Raw genomic sequence first — 25,087 nt, 5'->3', positions numbered from 1 at the left:
TACATGAGGTGAGAGACATGACCCATCGAATATTAGTCGTAGAAGATGATCAGGATATTGGTGACCTTCTGCAGGAATCCCTTACACGTGCAGGATATGAGGTGCTAAGAGCGATGAATGGCGAGCAAGCATTGAAGCTTGTGGAGGATTCGCTCGATTTGGTGATCTTAGATGTGATGATGCCGGGGCTCTCAGGCATCGAAACATGCCAACACATAAGAGCCTCATCTAACGTTCCGATTCTATTTCTGACAGCCAAGTCGAGCACATTCGATAAAACTGAAGGATTACTTGCCGGCGGGGATGATTATATGACAAAGCCCTTCTCAGAAGATGAGCTTCATGCTAGAGTCATTGCACAATTACGCAGATATACCATTTATCAGGAAAAAAAGGAGCAGGAAGATACGTTTCTTGTCGGGGGCAAGCTGAGGGTAAGTGAAGAATTTAATGAAGTATGGAAAGAAAGCCAGCAAATTAAGCTTTCTGATCTAGAATATCGGATGTTAAAGCTGCTCATGAGCAGGCGAAACAAAATATTTTCTGCTCAAAATATTTATGAAAGCGTGTGGGGGCAGCCCTATTTCTATTGTTCCAACAATACGGTGATGGTGCATATTCGAAAGCTTCGTGCCAAAATTGAAGATGATCCATCAAGTCCTGTATATATCAAAACTGAATGGGGAAGAGGATACCGGTTTGGCACATCGTAAATATACACTGGCCAAAAAGCTTGCACTGCTGATTTTGGCGGCTGCAATTGTGAGTGGTATTGTCTTTTTGACGCTGCAAAAGATCACCAATGATTTGATCGATGGATATTTGAGTTCAGACGAGTATTACGAGCAGGAGTCAGCCAAGTACATTCAAAAATTCAGCCGCTATGTGTCTGAGAATGAGCTGTCCTCAACGGATCGAAAAGCGTTTGGCGAGTGGGTGAAAAAAGAGAATTACATTAATTTGACCATCTTCAAGGATCAAGTGCTGCAATATGACTCTATTTATTCCGCTGACGATGAATCGGCGTACGGAAAAGAAAGGATGACCCAGTACGCTGAGCATCATTCATATCCGGTTCAGTTTAGCGACGGTAAAGGCTGCGTCATGGTGGACGGTTTCTATTCATCTCGCTACCACGATCTTGCCTTTACACTCGAGCTGCTCGGGGCGACGCTTATTTTTCTCCTCATTGTTCTTCTCGGTATTCGCAAAAGTCTGCGCTACCTGCAAACGATTCATCAAGAGATTCATATTCTTGAAGGCGGAGAGCTGGACTATGAAATGACGGTAAAAGGGCATGATGAATTAGCGATGATTGCCAAAAGTATTGAGGATCTGCGTAAAGCCTTTTTGGACAAGCTTCAAGCCATTGATGAGCTGCAAGAAGAGAGCCGCAGCTTGGTCACCGAAATGTCCCATGATATGAGGACACCGCTGACGTCGCTGATGATGAATCTGGAGTTTGCGAAAAAAGAGGAGACTGGAGCGGATACCCATAAAGATCAATATATAGCGAGTGCCTACGGGAAAGCACTGCAATTAAAAAATCTGTCTGACAATCTGTTTGCCTATTTTCTGCTGGATAAAGAACATGAATCTGAGCTTGAGACCGTTGCAGTCAAAGAGGTGATTTACGATCTTCTGTCAGATCAGGTGGCCATCCTGCATCAAGAGAACTTTAAGGTTCATCTTTTAGGAGAGCTGCCTGACAGCTATATCAATGTGAATGTCGAACTGCTTGGCCGAGTATTTGATAATGTGATGTCCAATTTACGGAAATACGCAGATCCTAAAAAGGATATCAATCTCACGTTTTTATCCGATCAAGAAATCTTTGAGATCCATGTCAGCAATGCGATAAAAGAGACAAAGGTTACGCCGGAAAGCAATGGACTTGGTGAACGAAGTATCAGACGAATGATGACCCGCATGCACGGGCAGTTTGAAAGTATAGAAAGGAACGATGTTTACTACATCGTGCTGCGATTTTGGAACATCAAAATGTAGAAAACAAATGAATATACTGGAATGGAGAGACAGCCCAATGAAACGATTCAACAATTTCCAAAAGATACCTGATCTCTTGCAAGGCCTTCTCAATATCTGTTTGTTCTTTTTGGCCATCGCTTTAAGCGTTCTCTTAATCAGTGAAACATGGTACATTGTCCAATTTGTTTATAAGACACTGTTCAACAAAGGAGAAAGCTATTATGGAATGCTTGGGGAACTGCTGATCTTCTTTATGTACTTTGAGTTTATTGCCTTAATTATTAAATACTTTAAATCTAACTTTCATTTTCCGCTTCGTTATTTTATTTATATAGGGATCACAGCTGTCATCCGTTTGATTATCATTGATCATGAAGAGGCAGTATCGACATTCTGGTGGGCGCTGGCCATTCTTGCCATGACCTGTGCACTCTTTATCGCGAGCAAAAGAAATGCTGCTCAAGAGCATGAGGAAGTGAAGTAAGGAAAGAAGACGAACGATGACCGTTCGTCTTTTTTGTATAGAATGATTCATGAAACACCGTGTGACGTACATGTAACAAGTGCCTTTATGTGTGATGACAAACAACATGTTCCTGGCTTATTTACTTACTGACACGTACACATATACAATTTTCATCGTATAGTGTTTGTTCAGCTAAGGAATTGGAGGAAGAACATGATTAAATTAATAATTACGGATTTAGACGGCACCTTTTTAAACCGCCAAGGATCATTTGATCAAGCTTTATTTCAGAAAATAAAAGCATTAATGGAAGAGAAAAATGTGGCGTTCGCTCCTTGTACGGGTAAGCAGTGTGAACGAGTAGAGGCATTGTTTGGTGATGATGCAAAGGATTTTTGGATTTTAGGGGATAGTGCAACGCGAATTAAAAAGGATGGGCAATTTGTTTATGAATCATTAATAAAAAATGATCTAGGTTTATCGATCATCCATAAGCTGGAGGAGATAAGCAAAGAGCAGACGATCATTGCATGTACGAAAGATGGTGCAGTGGTCAATGAGCATTTATCTGAGAGTGAAATGAGATTTGTGACGGGCTCTTATACAAATGTACTCAAGGTATCAAACTTTGCAGACATACAAGATGACTTTGTGAAAATTACCGTTCATGATCCTGAGGCAAAATGCGTACAGACAAGGGAGAGAATAAGTGAATTCTTTGAACAAGTATATGTTGTTGCTTCAGAGCATACGTGGATCGACATTGCCAATATTGGCGTTCACAAAGGAACCACCGTGAAACAGCTTCAGCACATATTGGGTGTGACAGAAGAGGAAACGATGGCATTCGGTGATGGTCGTAATGATCTAGAACTGATGGAATCCGCTCAATACAGTTTTGCTGTAAGAAATGCCATCCAAGAGGTAAAAGATGCTGCTCATTTTATTACGCTTTCAAATGAAGAGAGCGGGGTCATGCATACGATTCAAAAAATCCTAAGCTTGCAGCCTTAATCGTACTCAATTAAGAAGACGAACTTGTCCAGTTCGTCTTTTTTCATGTCTGGACATTGACGAGATGAACACTCGGTCGTTATCTGTCTATTAATGAACGGTTAGGGTCAGATTGACAATTGATTGTCATGCGTCTAAAAAGTAGAATATGAGTAACAATAAATAAACAGTTGTTCATTAATGAATAAGTGTTTGTTGTGGTGAGTGATCAGCTGGATAAAAGGTTTTTCCTGATGTACGTCTTCATATGGTATGCTTTAGAAGCCTTATCTTTCCATCGGCATCGATCATCATGATTCTATGAACAGGGGTCGATCATATGCGAAGTATTCAAAGTTTTTTAGTAGAACAGCTGCTTGTTTTGACGAAAAAGAAACTCAACGTAAATGATTATCTAGAAGAACGAAGAAGGGCAAATCAATTACCTTATGAATTGCCTGAAAAACTTAAGAATAAGTACAAAATCACTAAAAATCACTCGTTTCCAGTCGATACGTATATGCTGAAATCAAATGTCCAGCCGGATGACCATCAAGTGTTGTTTATACACGGTGGCGGCTATATTGAGCAGCCTTTGACTTGGCATTGGCGTTTTTTAGACCGATTGACGAAGCAATTAAATAGTACGGTGTATGTGCCGGTTTATCCAAAAGCACCAAACCATCAGTATATGGATGCGATCGAAAGTGTCCTTCCTGTGTACCAAGCTCTTTTAGAGAAAGGAACGCCTGAAAATATCGTCATCATGGGTGATTCTGCTGGCGGAGGTTTATCGTTAGCCTTTGCTCAATACTTGGCAAAAAAGGGATTGCCGCAGCCAGGGAATATCATTCTTTTATCACCATGGCTAGATGTTACATTAAGTAATCCTCATATCGCTGCTATGGTTCCAAAAGAACCAATGCTCAATCTAGCATTATTAATTGAAGCAGGAAAAAGATATGCGGGTGACATGGATGAAACACACTACTTAGTCAGTCCAATCTATGGAGAGATCAAGTCACTGGGACGAATTTCTGTTTTTATAGGCACTCACGAATTCTTCCTCCCAGATGCCCGTAAATTCAAAGAGATGGCAGATAAGCAGGGGGTTCCAATAAACTATATAGAATATCCTAAAATGAATCACGTGTTTCCTGTCTTCCCTATACCAGAAGCAAAAAAAGCGTTAAACCAAATTGTCGCGATTATTGAAAGTAATACCTTTCCTTTGAAAGAGTGCAATGAATAAGAAATAGAAATGAGGATGACTAGCGCGGCTGGCCATTCTAGTTTCTGTTTGAAGTAGCGAAAAAATTGACAGACACCAAGACCGAACCATTCTCGTTTGCAAGTATACAGCAGGCAGTCCCTGTACATATTCCAGAAAGACAATACATTTCATCACATGATGGTACAAGCCTTGCGTATTTTCCATTTTTATCAGAAAAGAAGACGCAGGCCAATGTGATCTTAATTCATGGCGGTGGTGCTCATAGTTTGGCTGGTTATGAGCATATCGCCCATACGCTGCAGCATGAATTTCATGTGAATACGTTTTTGCTCGATCTAAGAGGTCACGGCCATTCGGATGGAAAAAAGGGTGATACACCTAATATCACGGATGTGTGGCAGGATATTTCGCAGATCGTGGATGCGGTCAAACAGCAGCATAAAGGAGCTGTTTATCTTTGCGGTCATTCATCTGGAGCGGGATTGCTGTTAAACTATCTATCTTGGCAAGAAAAAAGAGAGGTTGATGGCTACTTTTTTATTGCACCTGAATTTGGCTATCAATCAGATACTGCGAGGCCAGATCAAATTCCTTTTGCGGCCGTTCAAGTATGGAAATTCGTTCTGTCTGCCATGACAAAAGGAATGTTGATGAGTCATTCTGAAGCCGTACGTTTTCATTATCCAAAATGGGCAGTCGAGCAGGATCCGCTTTTATTGACAGCTATCACCGTCAAACTATCACTTGCCTTAACCCCATCAGCACCTAAAAAACAATTTGCGAGAATGGATCGGCCATATGCGATGTTAGTTGGCAGCGAGGATGAACTGTTTGATATAGAAAAATTTCCTGCCTATCATGAGCTGCCAAATGAATCGATCCAACAACAATCAGTCTATCAAGTGCTGGATGGACACACCCATTTGTCGATTCTACTAGAAGTGGGAAAACAGATTGGAGGAACTATCCAAGTGTGGAATCGTTCTATTTAGCATGAACAACTAGTCAACACTCTCCCGTTTTCTTAAAAATTTACATTGACACCATCCTTTTCTATGATAAAATCATAGTGTGATAATGAGAATCGTTATCAAACGATATGACTACATATAGAATGGATAGGTGAGGTACATGTTCAAGAAATCTTTTTGGTCGCTTTTAGTTGTGCTCTCCATCGTTTTACTTGCAGCTTGCGGCAGCAATAGCAGTAACGGCAAGTCAGATAGTAAAGAGAAAACAAGAACTGTTGAAAGCGCTATCGGTTCAACTGAAATTAAAGGATCGCCTAAACGTGTGGTGACACTGTACCAAGGAGCAACAGATGCAGCAGTCGCTATGGGCATTAAACCAGTAGGTGTTGTTGAATCATGGCTTGAAGCACCTACGTATAAATATTTAAGAGATGACTTAAAGGATGTTAAAATTGTTGGGCAGGAAACACAGCCAAACTTAGAGGAAATTGAAAAGCTCAAGCCTGATTTGATCATTGCATCGAAAATCCGCCACGAGCAAATTTTTGATCAGCTGAAAGAAATCGCTCCAACTGTTGCAACTGAAACTGTGTTCACCTTTAAAGACACAGTGAAATTAATGGGTGAAGCATTAAACAAGCAAGACAAATCAAAAGAATTGCTGACGAAGTGGGATGACCGCGTCGCTGATTTCAAAGAAAAAGCGAAAAAAGACATCAAAAACTGGCCGATGAGTGTATCTGTGGTGAACTTCCGTGCAGATCATGCTAGAATCTATCAAACTGGTTTCGCAGGATCCATTTTAACAGAGCTAGGCTTTGAAGGACCTAAGAATGTCAAAGATAAAAAGCAAGACATCATTACTCTTACAGACAAAGAGAGCATTCCACAAATGGATGCAGATGTGATTTATTACTTTATGGATGATCAGGATAAAGCAGTTGAAAAAGCATATAAAGAGTGGACGAGTCATCCTTTATGGAAGCAGCTTGACGCAGTGAAAGCGAAACAAGTGCATAAAGTAGATGAAATCACTTGGAACATGGGCGGCGGTATTATCGCAGCAAACATGATGCTTGATGATATTTACGATCGTCTAGGAATTGATAAATAAGACATAACAGAGGAGAAAATGTGAACATACCATTTTCTCCTTTTTTCCATAACAGATTGAAAGCGGGAATCAGATGAGAAGTTTATTAAAAAAGGATTCAAGCAAGGCACTGCTTTTTGCTGGATTCATTGTGTTGATGTTGGTCTTTTTTATGCTCAGTATTTCCCTTGGGCAAACCTCTATTTCCCTCAAAGCCACCATCCATGCTTTTCTTCAATTTGATGAATCGGATCCAAACAGTGTCATTGTCATGACATCCAGATTATCAAGAGCTTTAATCGCAACGGTCGTTGGATCTAGCCTGGCGATTTCAGGTGCACTCATGCAGGCATTGACAAGAAATCCGCTTGCGGCGCCTGATTTATTAGGAATTAATGCAGGCGGGCTATTTTTTATCGTGATTTCGATTGTTTTCTTTTCAACAGAGTCGTTAACAGGCTATATGTGGACAGCCTTTCTAGGCGCAGCGATTGCTGGGATGCTCGTTTTTCTATTGGGCTCCATTGGAAGAGATGGATTGACGCCGGTCAAAATTGTCCTTGCAGGTGCGGCGATATCTGCACTGTTTGCGTCTTTTACACAAGGTCTTTTAATCGTGAATGAACAGTCGATTCAAAGTATTCTGTTCTGGATGGCTGGTTCAGTGTCTGGAAGAAGCATTGATATGTTAATCCCTGTTTTGCCTTATATTTTAGGTGCGACTATTGTGGCGCTGCTTCTGGGACGTTCTATTAATGTTCTTTTGTCGGGAGACGATATTGCCAAAGGACTTGGCCAGCGTACACTGCTGCTGAAAATCACGATGGGTGTACTCGTTGTCTTTTTAGCAGGTGGTTCCGTCGCTGTTGCTGGTTCAATTGGTTTTGTTGGTTTTCTTGTGCCGCATATTGTGAAAAAGCTTGTCGGGCCTGACCACCGCTGGGTACTGCCGTATTGTGCCGTAGTGGGGGCGTCGCTTTTACTTGCCGCGGATCTGGCGGCTCGTTTTCTGATCATGCCGCAGGAAGTGCCGATTGGTGTCATGACGGCGGTAGCAGGAGCGCCTCTATTTGTTTATCTCGTGCGCAAGGGGTTGAAGACAGGTGGCTAAAACATATACAGTGCGTTCTAAAGGCGGGCGCATTTCATTTCAATTTTCAAAGCGGACGTTTTTGATTTTACTTTTATTGACGGCCATTGCCTTTGGCTTATTTATTCTCAGTCTCAGTATGGGAAGCCGGTTCATTCAGCCGGTGGATGTGCTGCTTCATTTAATCGGTCAGGGAGAGGGAAACTCCTTTGTGTTAAATACGCTGAGGATTCCACGAACGCTGCTGGCTGTCTTAGTCGGAGCCGCGCTTGCGGTATCAGGGCTTATTTTGCAAGGGTTGATCCGCAACCCGCTGGCATCACCTGACATCATTGGAATTACAAGTGGTGCTTCGTTTGGTGCGATTATGTTCATTGTCTTTTGGATGGGCACTGTGCCCATTGCTTATCAATCCTTATGGGCGATTGCGGGTGCTTTTGCAGTATCGTGCCTGATCTATTTGCTTTCATGGAAAAAAGGGGTCAAGCCGATCACACTTGTCCTGATGGGAATCGGGATTTCTGCCATTATGAAGGCATGTGTGACGTTTACGCTTGTACTTAGTGATACGATGACAACGACAAAGTCATACATCTGGCTGACGGGCAGCTTATATGGTTCTACGATGAAAGACGTCACTGCGATGCTTCCTTGGGTGATGATCATTTTACCGATTGTCATGGTGTTAGCAAGAACGATGAATGTAAAAGAACTTGGCGATGATCTTGCAACAGGTCTCGGGGTAAAAGTGCAGGCGAAACGATTATTCTTTCTCCTGATGAGTGTGACATTGGCTGGTGTTGCAGTCGCATTTGCAGGCGGCATTGAATTTGTTGGACTCATGGCGCCGCACGTTGCACGGATGATTATTGGCCGTTCTTTCATAGCACTTGTCCCAGCATCTGCGCTTGTTGGAAGTATTCTCGTGATGCTGGCTGATCTTGTGGCTAGAACCGCATTTCTACCGTTAGACGTCCCAGCAGGTGTATTTACGGCGGCCATTGGTGCACCATTCTTTATTTATTTGTTATATCAACAGCGAAATCGATAAACAGAAGATGGGGGTTTTGATATGAGGCCAGAGTGGGTTGAGAGAGAATTACTTGATTTCGGGGTACACATCACAAATGGACCAATGACATCTGATCGCACACTTGCTGCGCTTTTTTCAGAATCAGCCGTCATGCGTTTATTAGAAGCTGAAAAGGAAGCGATGCATGCACCGAATCTGGCGGTAGCAGCTTCTATGTTTTCAAAGCGGTACGCCTACTTAGCCGTCAGTTCCTCTTTATACTTGATGACGATGTATGACGGTGTCTATCAGTTTCCACCAGCAGCATGTGCATTTAGAGAGGATCGGAAAATTGAATTGGATGAGACGGCGTCTTCGTTTGTTCCACTAGAAGGAGACCGGCATGAGTGGAGAGAGAAGGTCGTACGTGCACTGTTTACGGAGTGTGTCACGCCTCTTTTAGACGTGCTGAACCGCACATCAAAACTCTCTTATCGTATTTTATGGGAAAATGTAGCGGTTCGAATCAACTCTCTTTATCGAAGCATGATGCGGGAAGCGGAAGAACCTGCGGTGAAGCAGCGTGTGCGGGAGGATTATCTGTATCTGAAGCAAACGGCTGGTGATGTATTCGGAGCTCAGCAAAATCCATTTCAGCACAGCCTAAACCTAGACGACAGTTTACTAGAAACATCCAACCGGAAAACCTGCTGTATGTATTATAAGCTTGAGAAAAAATCGGAGAGTCTCGATTATTGTCTTGTTTGTCCGCTTGAACAAAAGAAAGGCACTGCTTGCTCGTAGCAGTGCCCTTTTTTTATTCCCAAATCTCGCTTGCCCATTCAGGATGATCAATAAAAGGATTGCGGTTGTGCTGATACGTTTGATAGATGATCTCATTGCGGTTCCGTTCGATTTGATCGACTGGGTCCTGCTTGTGCCATTTGAGAAGTACAGACATTTTGCCGTGAAGGGGAGAGCTTCCATTATTCACTTTGTCGTTCAATTCTAAATCTGGAAAGCGGTCATCGCCTTCGTAGCGAACCGCCATATAAAAGAGCATTCTCGCGACATCTCCTTTGACCCGGCTGTGAGGTTCGAATGAGTCGCTGTCGTAGAAGTTGCCCGGCGCTCCTTTGTATTCATTACCACCCGTGTCAAAATCTAAATTTCCGCGTGTGCTGTTCGTTTGCACATCTGTCGCACGAAGGTGATGGAGATCTGTCCCAGGCCCTTGGCTTGTCCCGAAATTGCCGTGAGACTTGGCCCAGACATGCTCCCGGTTCCACTGGCCCACATTTCCGCCATTCGACTGCTTTGAGCGGGAGGCACCACTATAAAGCAGCAGCACATTGTTTGGGTTATTGGGGTCTTCATCTGTTTCCTTTAATGCATTCCAAACCTGGCTGTAGGAGAGCTGCGTATGATCATCAATGATATCGTGTAAGGCTTTCTTAAGAGCGGGTCCTGACTTGCCAGCAGCAGATTGGTAATAGGAATCGATTTGACTTGTGGCGGCAGTTTGCGTTTGTTGTGCAGATGTTTCGTTTTGAAGCTGTAACGGGGAAAAGGTGATCGTTTGACTAGGTTCACTCAGATTGAAACCTTGAGCATTTGCAGCTGGAGGCAGCGGGGCGGCGAATGTGCCGAATATCATGATTCCGGCGGCCACAGTTCCAAATAAAGTTCTTTTCATTCGATTTCCTCCTTGATAGGGAATGTATTCTCTTTATTTCTATCATATTGCCATGAAGAAATAAATGGATTACTCGTAAATTTTATGTAATAAGTTCGTAGGAAAAGAGATTGCTATTTTAAGCGCATTCCTGTATAAGTGGGCTTATAAGGATGGACAGCAAGGGAGAGGATGGATCACGTGAAAGAACTGCAAACACCTTCAAGAACGATTATGACACCGGGACCCGTAGAAGTAGACCCGAGAGTACTCCGTGTAATGAGCACGCCTATTCTCGGTCAATTTGATCCAGCATTTACACACATTATGAATGAAACAATGACCTTATTGCGGTCACTTTTTCAAACAGAAAACAAATGGGCTTATCCAATCGACGGTACGTCACGTTCAGGGCTTGAAGCTGTGCTCGCCAGTGTGATTGAGCCGGGAGATTCAATGCTTGTGCCTGTCTTTGGCCGTTTCGGTCACCTGCTCATTGAAATAGGACAGCGCTACGGTGCTGAGGTACATACAATGGAATGTGCATGGGGGACGGTTTTTGATCCTGACGACATCATCAAAGAAATAAAGCAGCTCAAGCCTAAAATCGTTGCCATGGTTCATGGGGAAACATCCACCGGACGATTACAGCCGCTCAAGCAAATCGGGCAAGCATGCCGGGCTCTTGGTGCGCTGTTTATTGTAGACGCTGTGGCAACCATTGGCGGTGTCGAGGTAAAAGTGGACGAATGGAAAATAGATGCGGCGATTGGCGGCACGCAGAAATGTTTATCTGTTCCATCAGGTATGTCACCTATTACGTATAATGACCGGGTCGCAGCTGTCATTGAATCGAGAAAGAAAGTAGAAAAAGGCATTGCGACACAGGATGAATTACAAAAACAAATGGACATTTCTCCAATCAAAAGCAATTATTTTGATTTAAGCCAGCTTCAGGATTATTGGAGCCCAAGACGATTAAATCATCATACAGAAGCGACAACGATGCTCTATGCACTGCGAGAAGGGGTTCGTCTTGTGCTGGAAGAAGGGCTGTCTGAACGTTTTCAAAGGCACGCATATCATGAGAAAGCCTTGATGAAAGGTCTTGAAGCAATGGGGCTTGAATTGTTTGGTGATACAGATTGTAAAATGCCGGTTGTGACTTGTATTGTCATTCCAAGTGGTATTGACGGAGAAGCGGTCCGTGCCGATCTGCTCCATCATTTTGGGATTGAGATTGCAAGCTCCTTTGGACCACTTGCCGGCCGTATATGGAGAATTGGGACAATGGGCTACAGCTGCCGAAAGGAAAATGTGCTGTTTGTGTTAGCAGGGCTTGAAGCGATCCTCATCAAACATGGTGCGTCTATCCATTGCGGAGCAGGGCTTCAGGCGGCTCTTTCTATCTATGAACAAGCTGAATAACGATATCTAAAATACCCGCCATTGGTGGGTATTTTTATTTTGGAAAAGAACGCTAATTTTTGAAAAACTAGACTAATAGATGAGGTTATCGCTATACTGAAGAAGTTCTCACCACTTTTGTCATCATTTTCATTTATTTTGCAGAAAGAGGTTTTTATATGAAGAAGATGGGCAGATTATACATTTTGATGCTCAATATTTTTATTGCCATGCTTGGCTTTGGCCTCATTGTACCTGTTATGCCGAGTTACATCGAAGCCTTTGGTGCAACAGGGAAAACACTCGGTTTTCTTGTCGCTGCAACAGGTTTTACACAATTTGCGTTATCGCCGGTTGCCGGGGCACTGACCGATCGATTTGGACGAAGAAAATTGATCATTGCGGGGATTGCGGGTTTTACGATTGCTCAGTTTATTTTTGCTTTTGCTGATCAGCTTTGGATGCTGTTCGTGTCTCGGTTTTTAGGCGGTGCTGCTGGGGCTTTGCTCATGCCGGCCATGTTTGCATACATCGCTGATATCACAAGTGAAAAGGATCGAGGGAAAGGAATGGGTCTATTCAGTGCAGCGATGACACTAGGTTTTGTCATTGGACCGGGCGTAGGCGGCTATTTGGTTGAGTACGGGATCGCATTTCCATTTCTGATTGCCGGTTCCTTTGCTGCTCTTTCTACTTTGTTATCCATCCTCTTCTTACCTGAAACATTAACAAAGGAAAAACAGGAAGAGGCGCGGCTCAACAAGGATATTCATTTCAATCCTTTTGTACAAATGATCGAGGCTCTAAGGACATCTTATGGCTTTTTGTTTATATTGGCCTTTGTCCTCAATTTCGGAATCATTCATTTTGAATCGATTTTCGGCTTATATGTAGACCAAAAACACGGATTTTCACCGAAGGATATTGCGTTTGTGATTACAGTTGCAGGTCTTGCCGGGGTGCTTGTCCAGGGTGCGTTAGTGAATGTTTGTGTGAAACGATTTGGGGAGATGAGAGTCGTGCGTTATGCGCTGTTAGGTGCGGCTTTCATGCTGATCGCCTGCCGTTTTGCGCCGTCCTTTTGGTTGATTTTTACAGGTTCGATTTTATTTTTATCGGCTACGTCATTCGTCCGTCCAGCCCTCAATACATTGCTGTCCAAGATGGCAGGCAATCAGCAAGGGGTAGCAGGCGGTCTCAATACATCCTTTATGAGCCTTGCCAATATCATCGGACCGAGTCTTGCGGGTATATTATTTGATATGAATATTGAGTTTCCTTTTATGTTTGGAACACTGGTGCTTTGCGTAAGCTTCGCTGCATCCATCGTGTGGGGGAAAAAAGTGCAGCATGCTCATGCAGCGCAAGGAAGATTGTAGTTGTAGTTGATCTACAGTCTTTTTTTATTGAATGAAATGTATTTAGAAAAATTTCAATTAGAAATAGTATATGTTTTATATTTTATCTAAATGAATAGTAGAGTTTATCAATATTTAAATCTTTTTCTGAGAGGGAATCCATTAATAAAATACTAAATTATACATTTTATGTAAAAAGTGATTGATTGGTTTTTTCCGCAATGGTAACATCAATCTCGACAGCATGAGGTAACTGAGATAATCAAGAGAAAAGGGGATAGAAAATGAAGAAGTTTATTTTTGCCATTATATTTTTTATCGTCACCATGTTTAGTACAGCAGTGCCTTCAGCAGTTCATGCGGCAGAAATTGATCATGACAAGGTAGTTGGTTTTAGAGAAGTCAACCCAACAACTGTTACACAAAAAGCGGCGAAAAAATTTCAGCCTTATTTGAAAGTATGGCATGGATGTGTACCATTCCCAGCTGTAGATGCTGCTGGAAACACAAGCAGAGGGTTAAAAACGAGCGGTTCACATAATGGTGGATGCAGCAGTAATATCGGTCAAGTATATTCACGTTCAGATTGGTACAATGGCAGCTGGGCGATTATGTATGCTTGGTATTTCCCAAAAGATAATCCTTCACCAGGCTTAGGTCATCGTCATGATTGGGAATCCATTGTCGTTTGGATTGACAATCCAGCTGTAGTCAATCCGCGTGTTCAATCGATTGCTTACTCAGGTCATGGACAATATAAGAAAGTAGCACCGAGTGCAGCAAGTATTTTAGGGACAAATCCTTTAGTAGGTTATGATAGCAACTGGCCATTAAATCATGAGTTGAATGTAAGCGGCAATGTGAGCGGAAAAGGAATGCAGCCTTTAATTGGCTGGGATGATCTAACGCCGGCTGCAAGACATGCACTGAATACAACAGACTTTGGTAGTGCAAACGTACCTTTCAAAGATAGTAACTTTAAAAACAATTTAGCAAAAGCGTGGTATCGATAAGGGTTAACCATGATTAAAAACCGATCATCTAAAAATGATCGGTTTTTTTATAAACAAAATCGCATCATCTCTCATATTTCACGACAGGTGATTTTTCTTTATGAAGCGCACGAATCATCGCTTCATCTACGTGTAAATGCTCTTTCACTAATTGAGGCGGGGTTAAGGCCATCCACTGATTCAACGAAATATCTGCAAACCGGTCACTTTTAAAAATCTCTAAAAACCAAAGGCTCGTTTGGCCGATATTTTGGATGTAATGCCCCATGCCAAAAGGAACATATCCAACATCACCGGCTCTGTAATTAAAGGTGCGGGCAGTACCTCCTGCTCCAAAGACCGTCATTTTAGCTGTACCTGTTAAATAGTATTGCCACTCATCATTATTAGGGTGCCAGTGCATTTCTCTCATGCCGCCAGGTTTTACTTCAACAAGTGCAGCTGCAATCGTTTTTGAAATCGGGAAATTCCGTGAATCGACAATTCGGACGGTTCCGCCAGAGGTCGTTATCGGTTTTTGACGAAGAAGCTGGTGCGTAAATGGCGGCTTGATGCTGCCGTATGGATCAGATACCATTTGGCTTTCTAAGGATGACGGCGGCGAGCCTTGAAACATATAGCGCTGCTTTTTCGGAATATGGTCAAACAATTTCTTAGGAACACCAAAATTGGCGGAGAGAATCTCTTTCGGTGTATGGGCAAACCAGTCTGTGATCGTGAATGTATCAAATTCAGAAAAATCGCCATCATCAAATACAAGAAGGAACTCACAACCATCCTCAAGTCCTTGAATAGAGTGCGGGATACCAGGTGGAAAATACCACAAATCACCTTCTTCTATATCAGCGATCATATTTCGCCCTTCTGCATCTACAGATGTGATGCGGGCTTTGCCTAAAATCATATACGCCCATTCCGCCTGCTTATGCCAATGAAGCTCACGAACACCTCCGCGTGTGAGCCGCATATTGACACCTGCAATCGTTGTTGAAACCGGCAGCTCCCGCTTTGTAATTTCCCTCGACCAGCCGCCGTGATTCAAATGCATGTGTGTATCAGAAAATGAAAATTTTAAATTGGGGATTGTTCCGGCATCGGTTTTAGGGGGAACGAGCATATCTGGGTTCTCTATATCTCGAAGGACATCGCGCGGGCCTAAGTCGGTGGCACCCGCGCCATCCTTTCGAATGGGCTGCGGGATGTGACGGAGCTCATCATCCATTTATCATCCCTCCTTGAGTCTCATTTTTCTCCTCCAAACTATATGAAGTTTCAGAAGAAAAAATTCAATCAGGATGGGATGAGAGAAACATTTGAATACGGAATGCTAAGCGCAGCCGCAATGTTGCGTCAGAATCTTTTAAGCTGATTCGAAGCAATTCTTCACACTTCTCGAGGCGATAAATGACCGTGTTGCGATGAATGGACAATCGTTTGGCTGTTTCTGAAATGTGGCAATGGGTTTCTAAATAGACAGATAAGGTGTGAAGAAGGCTTTGATCGACTTGTGATGGTTCAGATAACGGGTGAAGGTGCAGCTGGTGAAACGTGATCATATCCTTTCTTGGAATGAGCCTTAGTAAATCTAGCACATCCTTCGCTTGATAAAATTGAATATATTCAGTACGCGATGAGAGATGTCCTGTTTGAAGAGCCTCTAATGCTTCATTGTAGCCTTCAGACAGATGGGAGATGAGGCAGCCCGTCAAGCTCACCCCAAAAGAAATAGTATGATTCACTTGCAGTTTAACAAGCATCTGCAACTGTTTTAAAAAAGAGCTGAGCCTGCCGCTAACCTCTGGCCAACTGCCAGTCTCCTCCATCAATACAACACCCATATCACCTTTTAAAAACAGAAAGGCAGGAAATGGGCAGCTTGGAAGTGCACTTTCGAGCAGATCAATCATTTGATCTAAAACCATTTGCTGCTTCATAAAACATGTGGAATCACTGCGCTCGTCAAGCTGACAGATCATACATAGATAGCGGCATTCGGCGTTTAATCCAAATGCCTGAGCGAAATGTAAGGGATCTTGCTGGGAAGACGATGCCCTCTCTATCCATTTGCGAAAGCCCTCATTTCTAGCACGCTTGGCCGTTTGCAGGGCGGCATATTGTCTCATACGTGCAATTGACATTTCTTTTACTGCTTTTGCAATGATCCCATGCAAAGTTTTATTCTGCGGGTGAATGAAAGCAAGGATGACCAGATAATCACATGTTTGTTCGTTTAGATCAATTGGAAAGATGGAAAAGGTTTGTTTTGCATGTATCATTGAAAAAGAATGAGTTGTCCTGCTTTGGAAAAAGGGGAGAATGTGCATCCATTCTGGGCTCGTGATCATGGGGTGCGAGGTATAGAGAATACGTCCATGCTGGTTAAACAAATAGATGGGCTTGTGAATCTTTTTGGCCATCTTTTGTAAAATTTCAAACTGATTATCGTCTATGTTCATATCCACTGGGTCTCCTTTATTGGTGAAGATGAATAAAAAAATGGACAATCACTGTCAACATCTCTGATATGCATTTTATGTTATCAGCTAAAATCATTTTAGATAGAAAGTTGTCAATTCATATAACAAACAAACAGAGCAGGACAAAATCACGTGCCGCCAGTCATCTTCATTCAGAATTACGAGCAAATATGATATGTTGTAGACAGAAGAATTTCTTTCAGAAATATGGGTATCACAAGGAATAAAGGCTTTGATGTGAGGAAGCCGTCTATACATGAGAGTGGCAAGAGGTGAGAAACATGATTTATATCGGATTAACTGGCTGGGGAGATCATGACAGTCTTTATCCGCCGAGAATCGGCAGCGCGCAAAAGCTGTTTCACTACGCATCAACGTTTCCGATTGTGGAACTGGATGCCAGCTTTTATGCGGTTCAGCCTGAGCGTAATCATGAAAAGTGGATAAAGGATACGCCAGATGACTTTCAATTTGTTGTGAAAGCATACCAAGGAATGACTGGACATCAAAGGGGCGAGATTCCGTTTGCTTCGAAGGAGGACATGTTTGATGCATTTATTCTTTCGCTGACTCCGCTCATTCGTGAAGGGAAACTGGCCATGGTGCTCTTTCAATTTCCACCTTGGTTTGATTGCAAAAAAGAGCACGTTCACTATTTAAGATGGTGTAAGGAGAAGATGGGCGATATTCCATGTGCACTCGAATTCCGAAACCGTACATGGTTTTCAGAGGAATTTTATGAGCAGACTTTGTCCTTTATGGAAAAGGAAGGATGGATTCATTCCGTCTGTGATGAACCGCAAGTCGGAGAAGGCTCCATTCCGCCAGTCATACAAGCTACACACCGTGATAAAACCTTGGTCCGATTTCACGGGAGGAATAAACAGGGCTGGCTTCACCCGGCAGACCATGAGAATTGGCGTGAAGTAAGATACTTATATTTATATAATGAAGCTGAATTAAAAGAGTGGAAAAAGAATCTCGACATCCTGCATCAGCAATCGAAAGATGTCTATGTCGTGTTTAATAATAACTCTGGCGGAGATGCAGCGGCGAATGGCCAGCAGATGATTGATTTGCTGGATATCACCTATTCAAACCTGTCTCCGAAGCAGTTAGATTTATTTAGTTAACCGAGAGCTGACTGAAGCTTTCAACCTGAATGAGACGGTCAGTGACAACTTGAGGGAGAGATCAACATGCTGCAGAAGCTATGGTTATATCATACAAACGACTTGCACAGCCACTTTGAGAACTGGCCAAAAATTGCAGCTTATATTGAAGAAAAGCGTCAAGTTCACGATCAGATGCTCTTGTTTGATATTGGCGACCATATGGATCGAGTGAACCTCGTATCCGAAGCGGATTATGGAAAGGTAAACGTCAAGCTCCTCAATCAGCTTGGCTATGATGGAGTCACGATCGGGAATAATGAAGGCATTACGCTGCCCCATGATCAGCTGGATCACTTATATGAGAATGCACAATTTCCAGTGGTCCTGTCTAATTTATTTGAGAAAGGCAAAAGGCCATCATGGGCAAAGCCCTATCATATGATCACAATGGAAAACGGACTGAAGATATGTCTCTTAGGCGTGACCATTGCGTATACACCTGTATATGAAAAGCTGGGCTGGAACATTACTGATCCGTTTGACAGCATACGGGACATGCTGCAGGAAGTGAAGGGACAGGCAGATGTCATTGTGCTTTTATCCCATCTTGGTATCATCCATGATCGAGAGGTCGCCCGTGATTTCCCTGACATCGACATCATCCTAGGCTCACACACGCATCATCTGTTAGAACAAGGTGAAATGGACAATGGTGTGCTGCTTGCATGCGCTGAAAAGTATGGGCATTATATTGGCTGTGTTGAGCTGACGATCGATACAGCGCGCAAAGAGCTGATAGAGAAAAAAGCGACAGTACAGTCAGTAGATCAGCTCATCAGTGAATCAGATGAAGCCATCACCACCTTACAGCAAGCAGAAAGAAGAGCGAAAGCACTCATGCAGGAAAAAGTGACAACGATTGAGTCGAAGCTAGAAACGAAGTGGTTCGACGAATCTCCGCTTCCGCAGCTCTTAACAGAGGCCATTAAAGATTGGTGCGGAGCAGATATTGGCATGATGAATGCAGGTATGGTGCTTGATTCATTAGAGGCAGGGATCGTCACAAGAGAAGAAATCCACCGGATATGTCCGCATCCCATTAATCCCATTCGGGTGACGCTTACCGGTCAACAGCTGATCGAAACAGTTCGACGGGGCTGTGAAGAAAAAATGGAACAGCTGCGCATCAAAGGCTTCGGATTTAGAGGTGAGCTAATGGGGAAAATGCTATATAGCGGACTCAGCTATACGTTAGAAGAAGGCGATGCCAAACGGGTGAAGGATGTCTTTGTACATGATCAATTGATCAAAAAAGATGCCTCCTATACAGTTGGCACAGTCGATATGTATACATTAGGCTCTCTTTTTCCTCATATCCGTGATCACGAACACATTGAATATTTTATGCCTGAATTTTTACGTGATGTTCTGACATGGCGGTTGAAGGAAGCCACTTGAAATCCGCTTCAGCCTAACAACACGCGCCCTCTTTTCACATAGATTGTGATGAGAGGAGTGAAGGGATTTGGTGAATTTAACACCTATTACAATTGATGGCCATTCCTTTACAGCGGTCACCGTCAAGCTGCCGAAGACAAATTTTATGGCAGTATCAAATGAACATGGGTATATTATGTGCGGTGCACTGGATGTCGGGCTCTTGAATGAAAAGCTTGCAGATAGAGGAATTATTGCAGGAAGAGCAGTTGGTGTAAGAACCATTGAGCAATTGCTCGATGCTCCTTTAGAATCTGTGACATACGCCGCAGAAGCGCTGGGCATCTCAGCTGGAACAATTGGAAGAGATGCATTATTAAAAATGGTGAAATAAAATAGAGAGATGATTCCTATCCCCCCGCCTGTCTGCATACACATGTAATGGAGAAGGGGGGATTTTTTATTGAGAATGAACCGCCGTTATCGCCCCTACAAGAAGGGCCCTTTGCCATTTCGTTACGTCATGCTGCTTGCGATCTTATTCTTTGTGCTCTCAACCGTGATTAGCTTATTTTTTATCAACCGATCCATTAAACCTACCCTTATTCACATTGCTGAACTCGAAACAGAGCGCATCGCCAATCACCTCATACAATATTCAGTGCAAGACTTTGCAGATGATCAGGAGAATATGAAGGATATGGTGGTCATGAATACAAGTGAGAACGGAAAAGTGACGACCATCGATTTTAATGCGCAAGCAACATCGAAAGCAATGGCTGACCTCTCGCGTCATCTTCAAAAAAATTTAGAGGACATTGAAAAGGGGAACTTTCAAAAAGAGGCAAAAGAAGCATTAAAGGATCAAACAGATGGACATGACGGCATTATATATAACATTCCGCTTGGGCAAGCATCCGGAAATGCACTCATCGCCAACCTCGGACCAAAAGTGCCTGTGCGCTTTAGTGTGATTGGTGATCCGCATACGGACGTTGAAAAAAACATTAAGCCTTATGGCATCAACAATGCCTTGATTGATATTAGTGTTCTGATCGAGGTCAAGGTAAGAGTCATTATCCCATTTGCTTCTGAAACAATTGTAGTTAAAAACTCTGTTCCTGTCTCCATACAAGCCGTTCAAGGAGACGTACCAGATTATTATAATGGCAGCGGAACAAACTCAGGTGCTCCATCAATTGTTCTCCCAGAGAAAAAGGAGAAAAAGGAATAACAGCCCAACAATGATTGGGCTGTTTTTTTACGATTTTCGTTTCCGTTCAGCTCTTTCCCACGCCCTCAAATGAGGATATGGATCAAATGACCATTCCGTTCTGCCGTTGTCTTTGTACATGCCATAGTGAAGATGCGGCGGAAACTTTCCTGCAGTGCCTGGAGGACCGTAACCGGAGCTTCCGACAGATCCAATCACCTGGCCAGGTTCAACAATTTGACCTGTCTTGAGTCCTTTCGCAAAGCCATTTAAGTGAGCGAAGTAATGATAATGATTATGAATATCTCGAATGCCTATCCGCCAGCCGCCAAAACGGTTCCAGCCTTTCATTTCAATCACGCCATACGATGTCGCACGAACGGGAAGTCCATAATGGGCAAATAAATCTGTTCCCTCGTGAATTCTTCTGCCTCCAAACCCTCTCGCATCTCCCCAGGTACTTCGGTAGCTGTAGTCAGCTCCAACTGGAAGAGGAAAAGCATGCTTTCCAAGATCAAGATGGCCGTAGTGCTTATATAGCTTCATAAAAGATGAAATGATTCCAACGGTTTGATCACGTCCATAATAGTCCCATAAGCCAATTTTTAATTGATCAATGCTGCTGCCGTAGTGAAGCAAGTATTGAGCAAACGTGAACAATACATCCTCATCGTCATCGCTGCTTGCTTTGCCATCCCCATTTCCATCAAGACCAATTCCGTCAAACACTTTAATGCTTAAAGGAGAGGTATCCTGTTTATTCGGGTTTTCTGGTCCAATCCACATTTCCCGGGGAATGTAGATGCCAATGACGCCTTTTTGTTTCGGTAAATCTCTTCTGCTTTTTCGAATATTGTGTTCATACTGATCAACTGCAGCAAGTACATACCATGGAACCTGTGTTGTGATGGAGACTTTTTCATATAGGGCCATTCTTTGCTTCAATTCATCTGGCTGCTTGCCCGTCCCTTTTGCATGAACAGGTAAAGGGAGCATTGAAAGAGCAATCATGATGGCTAAGACCACTTTCACAAACGTCCATCTCCTTTCATCGAGCATTGTCTTCTACCGTTTAGTGTGGTTAGATCACTCTATTTCATAAGAAGAAAATGTTAGTAATTTTCTTCTGTTTTTTTAGGAGGCTTTTGGGTATTTTTGCAGCTCATTCCCTTGTTGTTCAATCTGTACTATGTTAAAGTGTCTAAAGAAAAGGCTTTAGGCCGAAGATTCAATTTTTTGCAGCTTCTTGGCTGCATCCATCGTATATAGCAGGAAGATTTTTGTAGATGCACCTTTAACGAATTCATATGGAGATGATGGAATTGGCAAAGAAGGAAGAGCACGTAAGAAAACCGGACTGGCTTAAAATTAAGCTGAATACGAATGAAAACTATACCGGTTTAAAGAAAATGATGCGGGAAAACAACCTGCATACTGTTTGTGAGGAAGCAAAATGTCCGAATATTCATGAATGCTGGGCAGTGAGAAGAACCGCTACATTTATGATCCTTGGATCTGTTTGTACGCGCGCATGCCGTTTCTGTGCGGTGAAAACTGGACTTCCGACTGAGCTTGACCTGCAAGAGCCAGAACGCGTGGCAGATTCAGTAGCCTTAATGAATTTAAAGCACGCTGTCATAACAGCGGTTGCAAGGGATGATCAAAAGGATGGCGGAGCAGGTGTGTTCGCTGAAACCGTTCGTGCGATTAGAAGAAAAAGCCCATTCACGACCATTGAAGTTCTCCCTTCAGACATGGGCGGTAATTATGATAACTTGAAGACATTAATGGACACTCGTCCTGACATTTTAAATCACAACATTGAAACAGTTCGCAGATTAACGCCAAGAGTTCGTGCGCGTGCTACATATGATCGTTCATTAGAATTCTTGCGTCGTGCAAAAGAAATGCAGCCAGACATTCCAACAAAATCAAGCATTATGATTGGACTTGGTGAAACGAAGGAAGAAATCATTGAAGTCATGGATGATCTTCTTGCCAATAACGTGGATATTATGGCGATTGGCCAGTATTTACAGCCTTCGAAAAAGCATTTGAAAGTTCAAAAATACTACCATCCGGATGAGTTTGCAGAGCTGAAGGAAATTGCGATGTCAAAAGGTTTTAGCCACTGTGAAGCTGGGCCGCTTGTGCGCTCTTCCTACCATGCAGATGAACAAGTAAACGAAGCGTCTAAAAAACGTCAGGCGCAAGCATAACAAAGAAAACGCCAGAGCTCTCTGGCGTTTTTTCTCGTATTAATTTTGGCCGTAAGGGGCGTTTCTTCTCATCGTACGGTCGGAATTCGTCATCCCATTTGCATCTTCTTGATTTGATATGTTCCCGCCTTGAGGGGAATACTTCATTTGCTGAATCGTTTTGGTTAAAATTTGGTCAAAATCACGTGAATTGGTTTGAAGACGTGAAAAATTGGCAATGGATTGAAAGTGCTCTGGATTATCAGAGACGTATACATGATAATAACGAGGGAGAACAGAAACCGCCGTTTTCTTTACTTGATCGGCAGATTCATCACGGTTTTTGTTTCCTGTTCGATACACGATGAGTGCATCCTCATCTGTCACAAGTGTGGCTGCATCTTTGATGTTTGGCAGCTGCACCGTTAAACTTGTAATCACGTGGGCAAGATGCTCACGATTTAAAGCAGGGGTTCTTTCTTTTTGATCCGTTACTTGCTGGCGCTGATAACGAACATATCCTGCTCTGTTTGTATCTGCTTCTGGCATGTTGGAATTATTTCCTTCATGACGATCCGACAGACGGATGGTTTTACTTGAAGAATCTTCATCCACTTGCCGGTTCATACCTGATTGAAAGCCGCACCCGCCTAAAAGCATGCTGAGGAGAATCGCGGCTGTCAGTTGTTTCTTCATAAATGTGACCTCCTTTTTCCTTTAGCTTCGTCTAAATCGGAAAAAACATGCTTTAGCAATTGATGGAGTTCTTCCAATGAATTATCATTAAAGATGGATCGTTTAAAAAGAGGTGAGAAGATGATCGTCGTTCAGAATGCTACCTTTGATCTTGTAAGAGATATCAAAGACGGCTTTAATGAAGAAGCGTTTAAAGCAAGGTACTCAGATATTTTAAATAAGTATGATTATATTGTGGGGGACTGGGGCTATAATCAGCTCAGGCTGAAAGGGTTCTTTGATGACCAAAACCAAAAGGCCACATTTGATACTAAAATCAGCACACTCGATGAATACATTTATGAATACTGTAATTTTGGCTGTGCCTATTTTGTCTTAAAGCGAATCAGAAAATAACGCAAAGGGGAGCGTCATAATGTATTTCGTAGACAGAAAAAAGATTGAAGAGACATTACGTTTTTTCGAGGAGCAATATGGATTGATGCAGAGTCATCAAACATGGACAAGTCCTCTAGAGAAAAAAGCGCTGGAACGAATTGTTCATTTGCTCGTCGAATGTATTCTTGATACTGGAAATGACATGATTGATGGCTTTATTATGCGTGACCCAGGAAGCTATGATGACATCATGGATATACTTGTTGATGAAAAGGTTGTACCAGAAGTGGAAGGAAGTCAGCTGAAAAAGCTTGTCTCATCCCGCAAAACACTTGTGCAGCAATATCAGGAAGTGGTTCATCATGACTTATTGCAGGTGATCAGCGAAGTAGAGCAGGCGCTAGAGGTCTTTCCAAGCCGCATCCGTACCTACTTGGAACAGGAGCTTGGCCCAGTATCAGCGTTTAAATAAACCATTGGAGTTGTGAGCATCATGAAATACAAAGGCTATTTAATTGATTTAGACGGGACCATGTATAAAGGAACAGAAAAGATCGAGGAAGCAGGTCAATTTGTTCAAAAGTTAAATGAGTTGAACATCCCTTACTTGTTTGTCACGAATAACTCATCACGTACGCCAAAGCAGGTAGCGGAAAAACTCGTTTCATTTGATATTCCAGCAACAGAAGAACAAGTGTTTACAACAAGTATGGCGACGGCCAATTATATTGCTGAACAAAAGAAAGATGCGTCAGTTTACGTGATCGGTGAAGAAGGAATCAAGCAGGCCATTGAAGAAAAGGGGCTGACGTTTGGTCAGGAAGACGCAGATTTCGTTGTTGTTGGAATTGATCGAGGCATTACATATGAAAAATTAGCAGTAGGTGCGATTGCCATTCGTCAAGGCGCACAATTTGTCTCAACAAATGGAGATATAGCTATTCCAACAGAAAGAGGGCTTTTGCCAGGGAACGGCTCGTTAACATCCGTACTGACCGTGACGACAACGGTTCAGCCAACATTTATCGGAAAGCCGGAATCCATTATTATGGAACAAGCGATGCGTGTGCTTGGGACAGATGTGTCTGAGACGCTCATGGTGGGTGATAACTATGATACGGATATTATGGCAGGAATGAATGCAGGAATGGACACATTACTCGTCCATACAGGTGTGACAACAAAAGAGCTGCTTCAGAAGTATGAAAAGCAGCCAACCTATGTCATTGATTCATTATCCGAGTGGATCGAGCGATTATCATAAAAAAAGAG

At 42.8% G+C, this 25,087-nt stretch carries 26 protein-coding genes; 21 read left to right on the top strand and 5 right to left on the bottom strand.

The genetic code is table 11. The features are described from left to right. Positions 1-17 precede the first annotated feature (17 nt). From NST65_RS15140 to NST65_RS15095, 10 genes are all read left to right on the top strand, one after another. Positions 18-713 carry a response regulator transcription factor gene (locus NST65_RS15140; protein WP_034280825.1) on the top strand — a complete coding sequence of 232 codons (696 nt, stop codon included), beginning with the start codon at positions 18-20 and terminating at the stop codon, positions 711-713. After that, positions 700-2,007: a HAMP domain-containing sensor histidine kinase gene (locus NST65_RS15135; protein WP_041115756.1), complete on the top strand. Its 1,308-nt coding sequence runs from the start codon at positions 700-702 to the stop codon at positions 2,005-2,007. The genes NST65_RS15140 and NST65_RS15135 overlap by 14 nt, the downstream gene beginning before the upstream one ends. A gap of 37 nt (positions 2,008-2,044) precedes the next feature. After that, positions 2,045-2,473: a phosphate-starvation-inducible protein PsiE gene (gene psiE / locus NST65_RS15130; protein WP_046313283.1), complete on the top strand. Its 429-nt coding sequence runs from the start codon at positions 2,045-2,047 to the stop codon at positions 2,471-2,473. Between the two features lie 195 nt (positions 2,474-2,668). Further along, on the top strand, positions 2,669-3,469 hold the full coding sequence (locus tag NST65_RS15125; RefSeq protein WP_111926679.1) for an HAD family hydrolase: 801 nt from the start codon (positions 2,669-2,671) through the stop codon (positions 3,467-3,469). 319 nt (positions 3,470-3,788) lie between these two features. Beyond that, positions 3,789-4,700 carry an alpha/beta hydrolase gene (locus tag NST65_RS15120; protein WP_111926677.1) on the top strand — a complete coding sequence of 304 codons (912 nt, stop codon included), beginning with the start codon at positions 3,789-3,791 and terminating at the stop codon, positions 4,698-4,700. A 65-nt stretch (positions 4,701-4,765) separates the two neighbouring features. After that, positions 4,766-5,674: an alpha/beta fold hydrolase gene (locus NST65_RS15115; protein WP_111926675.1), complete on the top strand. Its 909-nt coding sequence runs from the start codon at positions 4,766-4,768 to the stop codon at positions 5,672-5,674. A gap of 139 nt (positions 5,675-5,813) precedes the next feature. Further along, complete coding sequence (locus tag NST65_RS15110; RefSeq protein ID WP_041115763.1) at positions 5,814-6,767, top strand: iron-siderophore ABC transporter substrate-binding protein; 954 nt, start codon at positions 5,814-5,816, stop codon at positions 6,765-6,767. 73 nt (positions 6,768-6,840) lie between these two features. Further along, a complete protein-coding gene (locus NST65_RS15105; protein ID WP_034282660.1) occupies positions 6,841-7,857 on the top strand; it encodes an iron ABC transporter permease in 1,017 nt (338 codons plus the stop codon). Then, positions 7,850-8,887, top strand: a complete 1,038-nt coding sequence (locus NST65_RS15100) for an iron ABC transporter permease (RefSeq protein ID WP_061110041.1) — start codon at positions 7,850-7,852, stop codon at positions 8,885-8,887. The genes NST65_RS15105 and NST65_RS15100 overlap by 8 nt, the downstream gene beginning before the upstream one ends. Positions 8,888-8,908: 21 nt before the next feature. Continuing rightward, the gene (locus tag NST65_RS15095; RefSeq protein WP_065215203.1) at positions 8,909-9,652 is read left to right on the top strand and encodes an IucA/IucC family C-terminal-domain containing protein; all 744 of its coding nucleotides are present in this window, start codon (positions 8,909-8,911) and stop codon (positions 9,650-9,652) included. Between the two features lie 13 nt (positions 9,653-9,665). On the opposite strand, the gene NST65_RS15090 is transcribed toward NST65_RS15095, so the two are convergent. After that, positions 9,666-10,544 (bottom strand): endonuclease, encoded by an 879-nt coding sequence (locus NST65_RS15090; protein ID WP_065215204.1) that lies wholly within the window; start codon positions 10,542-10,544, stop codon positions 9,666-9,668. 171 nt (positions 10,545-10,715) lie between these two features. Here NST65_RS15090 and NST65_RS15085 point away from each other — a divergent pair, with 171 nt between their 5' ends. The 3 genes from NST65_RS15085 (at position 10,716) to NST65_RS15075 (ending at position 14,301) form a co-directional block, all read left to right on the top strand. Beyond that, the gene (locus NST65_RS15085) at positions 10,716-11,951 is read left to right on the top strand and encodes an alanine--glyoxylate aminotransferase family protein (RefSeq protein WP_111926673.1); all 1,236 of its coding nucleotides are present in this window, start codon (positions 10,716-10,718) and stop codon (positions 11,949-11,951) included. Positions 11,952-12,109: 158 nt separating this feature from the next. Next, complete coding sequence (locus NST65_RS15080; RefSeq protein WP_034282649.1) at positions 12,110-13,309, top strand: tetracycline resistance MFS efflux pump; 1,200 nt, start codon at positions 12,110-12,112, stop codon at positions 13,307-13,309. Positions 13,310-13,572: 263 nt separating this feature from the next. After that, positions 13,573-14,301: an NPP1 family protein gene (locus NST65_RS15075; protein WP_111926671.1), complete on the top strand. Its 729-nt coding sequence runs from the start codon at positions 13,573-13,575 to the stop codon at positions 14,299-14,301. Positions 14,302-14,365: 64 nt separating this feature from the next. Here NST65_RS15075 and NST65_RS15070 read toward each other — a convergent pair whose 3' ends face one another. Continuing rightward, positions 14,366-15,523 (bottom strand): oxalate decarboxylase family bicupin, encoded by a 1,158-nt coding sequence (locus NST65_RS15070; RefSeq protein ID WP_034282645.1) that lies wholly within the window; start codon positions 15,521-15,523, stop codon positions 14,366-14,368. 64 nt (positions 15,524-15,587) lie between these two features. Next, positions 15,588-16,757 (bottom strand): helix-turn-helix domain-containing protein, encoded by a 1,170-nt coding sequence (locus NST65_RS15065; RefSeq protein WP_111926669.1) that lies wholly within the window; start codon positions 16,755-16,757, stop codon positions 15,588-15,590. A 302-nt stretch (positions 16,758-17,059) separates the two neighbouring features. Between NST65_RS15065 and NST65_RS15060 the strand changes: the two genes are divergently transcribed. The 4 genes from NST65_RS15060 (at position 17,060) to yunB (ending at position 20,564) form a co-directional block, all read left to right on the top strand. After that, the gene (locus NST65_RS15060; protein WP_034282640.1) at positions 17,060-17,911 is read left to right on the top strand and encodes a DUF72 domain-containing protein; all 852 of its coding nucleotides are present in this window, start codon (positions 17,060-17,062) and stop codon (positions 17,909-17,911) included. Between the two features lie 66 nt (positions 17,912-17,977). Further along, positions 17,978-19,351 carry a bifunctional UDP-sugar hydrolase/5'-nucleotidase gene (locus NST65_RS15055; protein ID WP_342489057.1) on the top strand — a complete coding sequence of 458 codons (1,374 nt, stop codon included), beginning with the start codon at positions 17,978-17,980 and terminating at the stop codon, positions 19,349-19,351. Between the two features lie 67 nt (positions 19,352-19,418). Continuing rightward, a complete protein-coding gene (locus tag NST65_RS15050; RefSeq protein ID WP_034282637.1) occupies positions 19,419-19,724 on the top strand; it encodes a DUF1805 domain-containing protein in 306 nt (101 codons plus the stop codon). Positions 19,725-19,793: 69 nt separating this feature from the next. After that, positions 19,794-20,564 carry a sporulation protein YunB gene (yunB, locus tag NST65_RS15045; protein WP_080701219.1) on the top strand — a complete coding sequence of 257 codons (771 nt, stop codon included), beginning with the start codon at positions 19,794-19,796 and terminating at the stop codon, positions 20,562-20,564. A 27-nt stretch (positions 20,565-20,591) separates the two neighbouring features. Here the strand turns inward: yunB and NST65_RS15040 are convergent, their stop codons facing one another. Next, positions 20,592-21,539: a M23 family metallopeptidase gene (locus tag NST65_RS15040; RefSeq protein WP_240491056.1), complete on the bottom strand. Its 948-nt coding sequence runs from the start codon at positions 21,537-21,539 to the stop codon at positions 20,592-20,594. Between the two features lie 326 nt (positions 21,540-21,865). On the opposite strand from NST65_RS15040, the gene lipA reads away from it, so the two are divergent. Then, complete coding sequence (lipA, locus tag NST65_RS15035; RefSeq protein ID WP_008360456.1) at positions 21,866-22,762, top strand: lipoyl synthase; 897 nt, start codon at positions 21,866-21,868, stop codon at positions 22,760-22,762. Positions 22,763-22,801: 39 nt separating this feature from the next. On the opposite strand, the gene NST65_RS15030 is transcribed toward lipA, so the two are convergent. Beyond that, positions 22,802-23,437 carry a YhcN/YlaJ family sporulation lipoprotein gene (locus tag NST65_RS15030; protein ID WP_024425978.1) on the bottom strand — a complete coding sequence of 212 codons (636 nt, stop codon included), beginning with the start codon at positions 23,435-23,437 and terminating at the stop codon, positions 22,802-22,804. Between the two features lie 120 nt (positions 23,438-23,557). On the opposite strand from NST65_RS15030, the gene NST65_RS15025 reads away from it, so the two are divergent. Genes NST65_RS15025 through NST65_RS15015 form a run of 3 tightly spaced genes read left to right on the top strand, consistent with a single transcriptional unit; the run spans position 23,558 to position 25,079 of the window. After that, entirely contained in the window at positions 23,558-23,833 is a 276-nt protein-coding gene (locus NST65_RS15025; protein ID WP_024423368.1) for a YutD family protein, read from the top strand. A gap of 19 nt (positions 23,834-23,852) precedes the next feature. Continuing rightward, the gene (locus tag NST65_RS15020) at positions 23,853-24,287 is read left to right on the top strand and encodes a DUF86 domain-containing protein (protein ID WP_034282630.1); all 435 of its coding nucleotides are present in this window, start codon (positions 23,853-23,855) and stop codon (positions 24,285-24,287) included. Positions 24,288-24,305: 18 nt separating this feature from the next. Next, entirely contained in the window at positions 24,306-25,079 is a 774-nt protein-coding gene (locus tag NST65_RS15015; protein WP_087978090.1) for a TIGR01457 family HAD-type hydrolase, read from the top strand. The last annotated feature ends 8 nt before the right edge of the window (positions 25,080-25,087 follow it).

This window comes from Bacillus sp. FSL P4-0248 (genome assembly GCF_038593305.1).
Taxonomy (GTDB): Bacteria; Bacillota; Bacilli; order Bacillales; family Bacillaceae; genus Bacillus; species Bacillus safensis.
The sequence above is the reverse complement of the archived record's forward strand: the minus strand, read 5'-3'. Positions and strand labels throughout refer to the sequence as shown.

Excerpts from the sequence above, each read along its gene's own strand:
- NST65_RS15085 (WP_111926673.1), top strand. The coding sequence starts at position 10,716 with ATGGATCACGTGAAAGAACTGCAAACACCTTCAAGAACGATTATGACA.
- NST65_RS15125 (WP_111926679.1), top strand. The coding sequence starts at position 2,669 with ATGATTAAATTAATAATTACGGATTTAGACGGCACCTTTTTAAACCGC.
- NST65_RS15120 (WP_111926677.1), top strand. The coding sequence starts at position 3,789 with ATGCGAAGTATTCAAAGTTTTTTAGTAGAACAGCTGCTTGTTTTGACG.
- NST65_RS15110 (WP_041115763.1), top strand. The coding sequence starts at position 5,814 with ATGTTCAAGAAATCTTTTTGGTCGCTTTTAGTTGTGCTCTCCATCGTT.
- NST65_RS15070 (WP_034282645.1), bottom strand. The coding sequence starts at position 15,523 with ATGGATGATGAGCTCCGTCACATCCCGCAGCCCATTCGAAAGGATGGC.
- NST65_RS15030 (WP_024425978.1), bottom strand. The coding sequence starts at position 23,437 with ATGAAGAAACAACTGACAGCCGCGATTCTCCTCAGCATGCTTTTAGGC.
- NST65_RS15105 (WP_034282660.1), top strand. The coding sequence starts at position 6,841 with ATGAGAAGTTTATTAAAAAAGGATTCAAGCAAGGCACTGCTTTTTGCT.
- NST65_RS15060 (WP_034282640.1), top strand. The coding sequence starts at position 17,060 with ATGATTTATATCGGATTAACTGGCTGGGGAGATCATGACAGTCTTTAT.
- NST65_RS15020 (WP_034282630.1), top strand. The coding sequence starts at position 23,853 with ATGTATTTCGTAGACAGAAAAAAGATTGAAGAGACATTACGTTTTTTC.
- NST65_RS15055 (WP_342489057.1), top strand. The coding sequence starts at position 17,978 with ATGCTGCAGAAGCTATGGTTATATCATACAAACGACTTGCACAGCCAC.
- NST65_RS15040 (WP_240491056.1), bottom strand. The coding sequence starts at position 21,539 with ATGCTCCCTTTACCTGTTCATGCAAAAGGGACGGGCAAGCAGCCAGAT.
- NST65_RS15140 (WP_034280825.1), top strand. The coding sequence starts at position 18 with ATGACCCATCGAATATTAGTCGTAGAAGATGATCAGGATATTGGTGAC.
- NST65_RS15065 (WP_111926669.1), bottom strand. The coding sequence starts at position 16,757 with ATGAACATAGACGATAATCAGTTTGAAATTTTACAAAAGATGGCCAAA.
- NST65_RS15095 (WP_065215203.1), top strand. The coding sequence starts at position 8,909 with ATGAGGCCAGAGTGGGTTGAGAGAGAATTACTTGATTTCGGGGTACAC.
- NST65_RS15075 (WP_111926671.1), top strand. The coding sequence starts at position 13,573 with ATGAAGAAGTTTATTTTTGCCATTATATTTTTTATCGTCACCATGTTT.
- NST65_RS15080 (WP_034282649.1), top strand. The coding sequence starts at position 12,110 with ATGAAGAAGATGGGCAGATTATACATTTTGATGCTCAATATTTTTATT.
- NST65_RS15025 (WP_024423368.1), top strand. The coding sequence starts at position 23,558 with ATGATCGTCGTTCAGAATGCTACCTTTGATCTTGTAAGAGATATCAAA.
- psiE (WP_046313283.1), top strand. The coding sequence starts at position 2,045 with ATGAAACGATTCAACAATTTCCAAAAGATACCTGATCTCTTGCAAGGC.
- NST65_RS15090 (WP_065215204.1), bottom strand. The coding sequence starts at position 10,544 with ATGAAAAGAACTTTATTTGGAACTGTGGCCGCCGGAATCATGATATTC.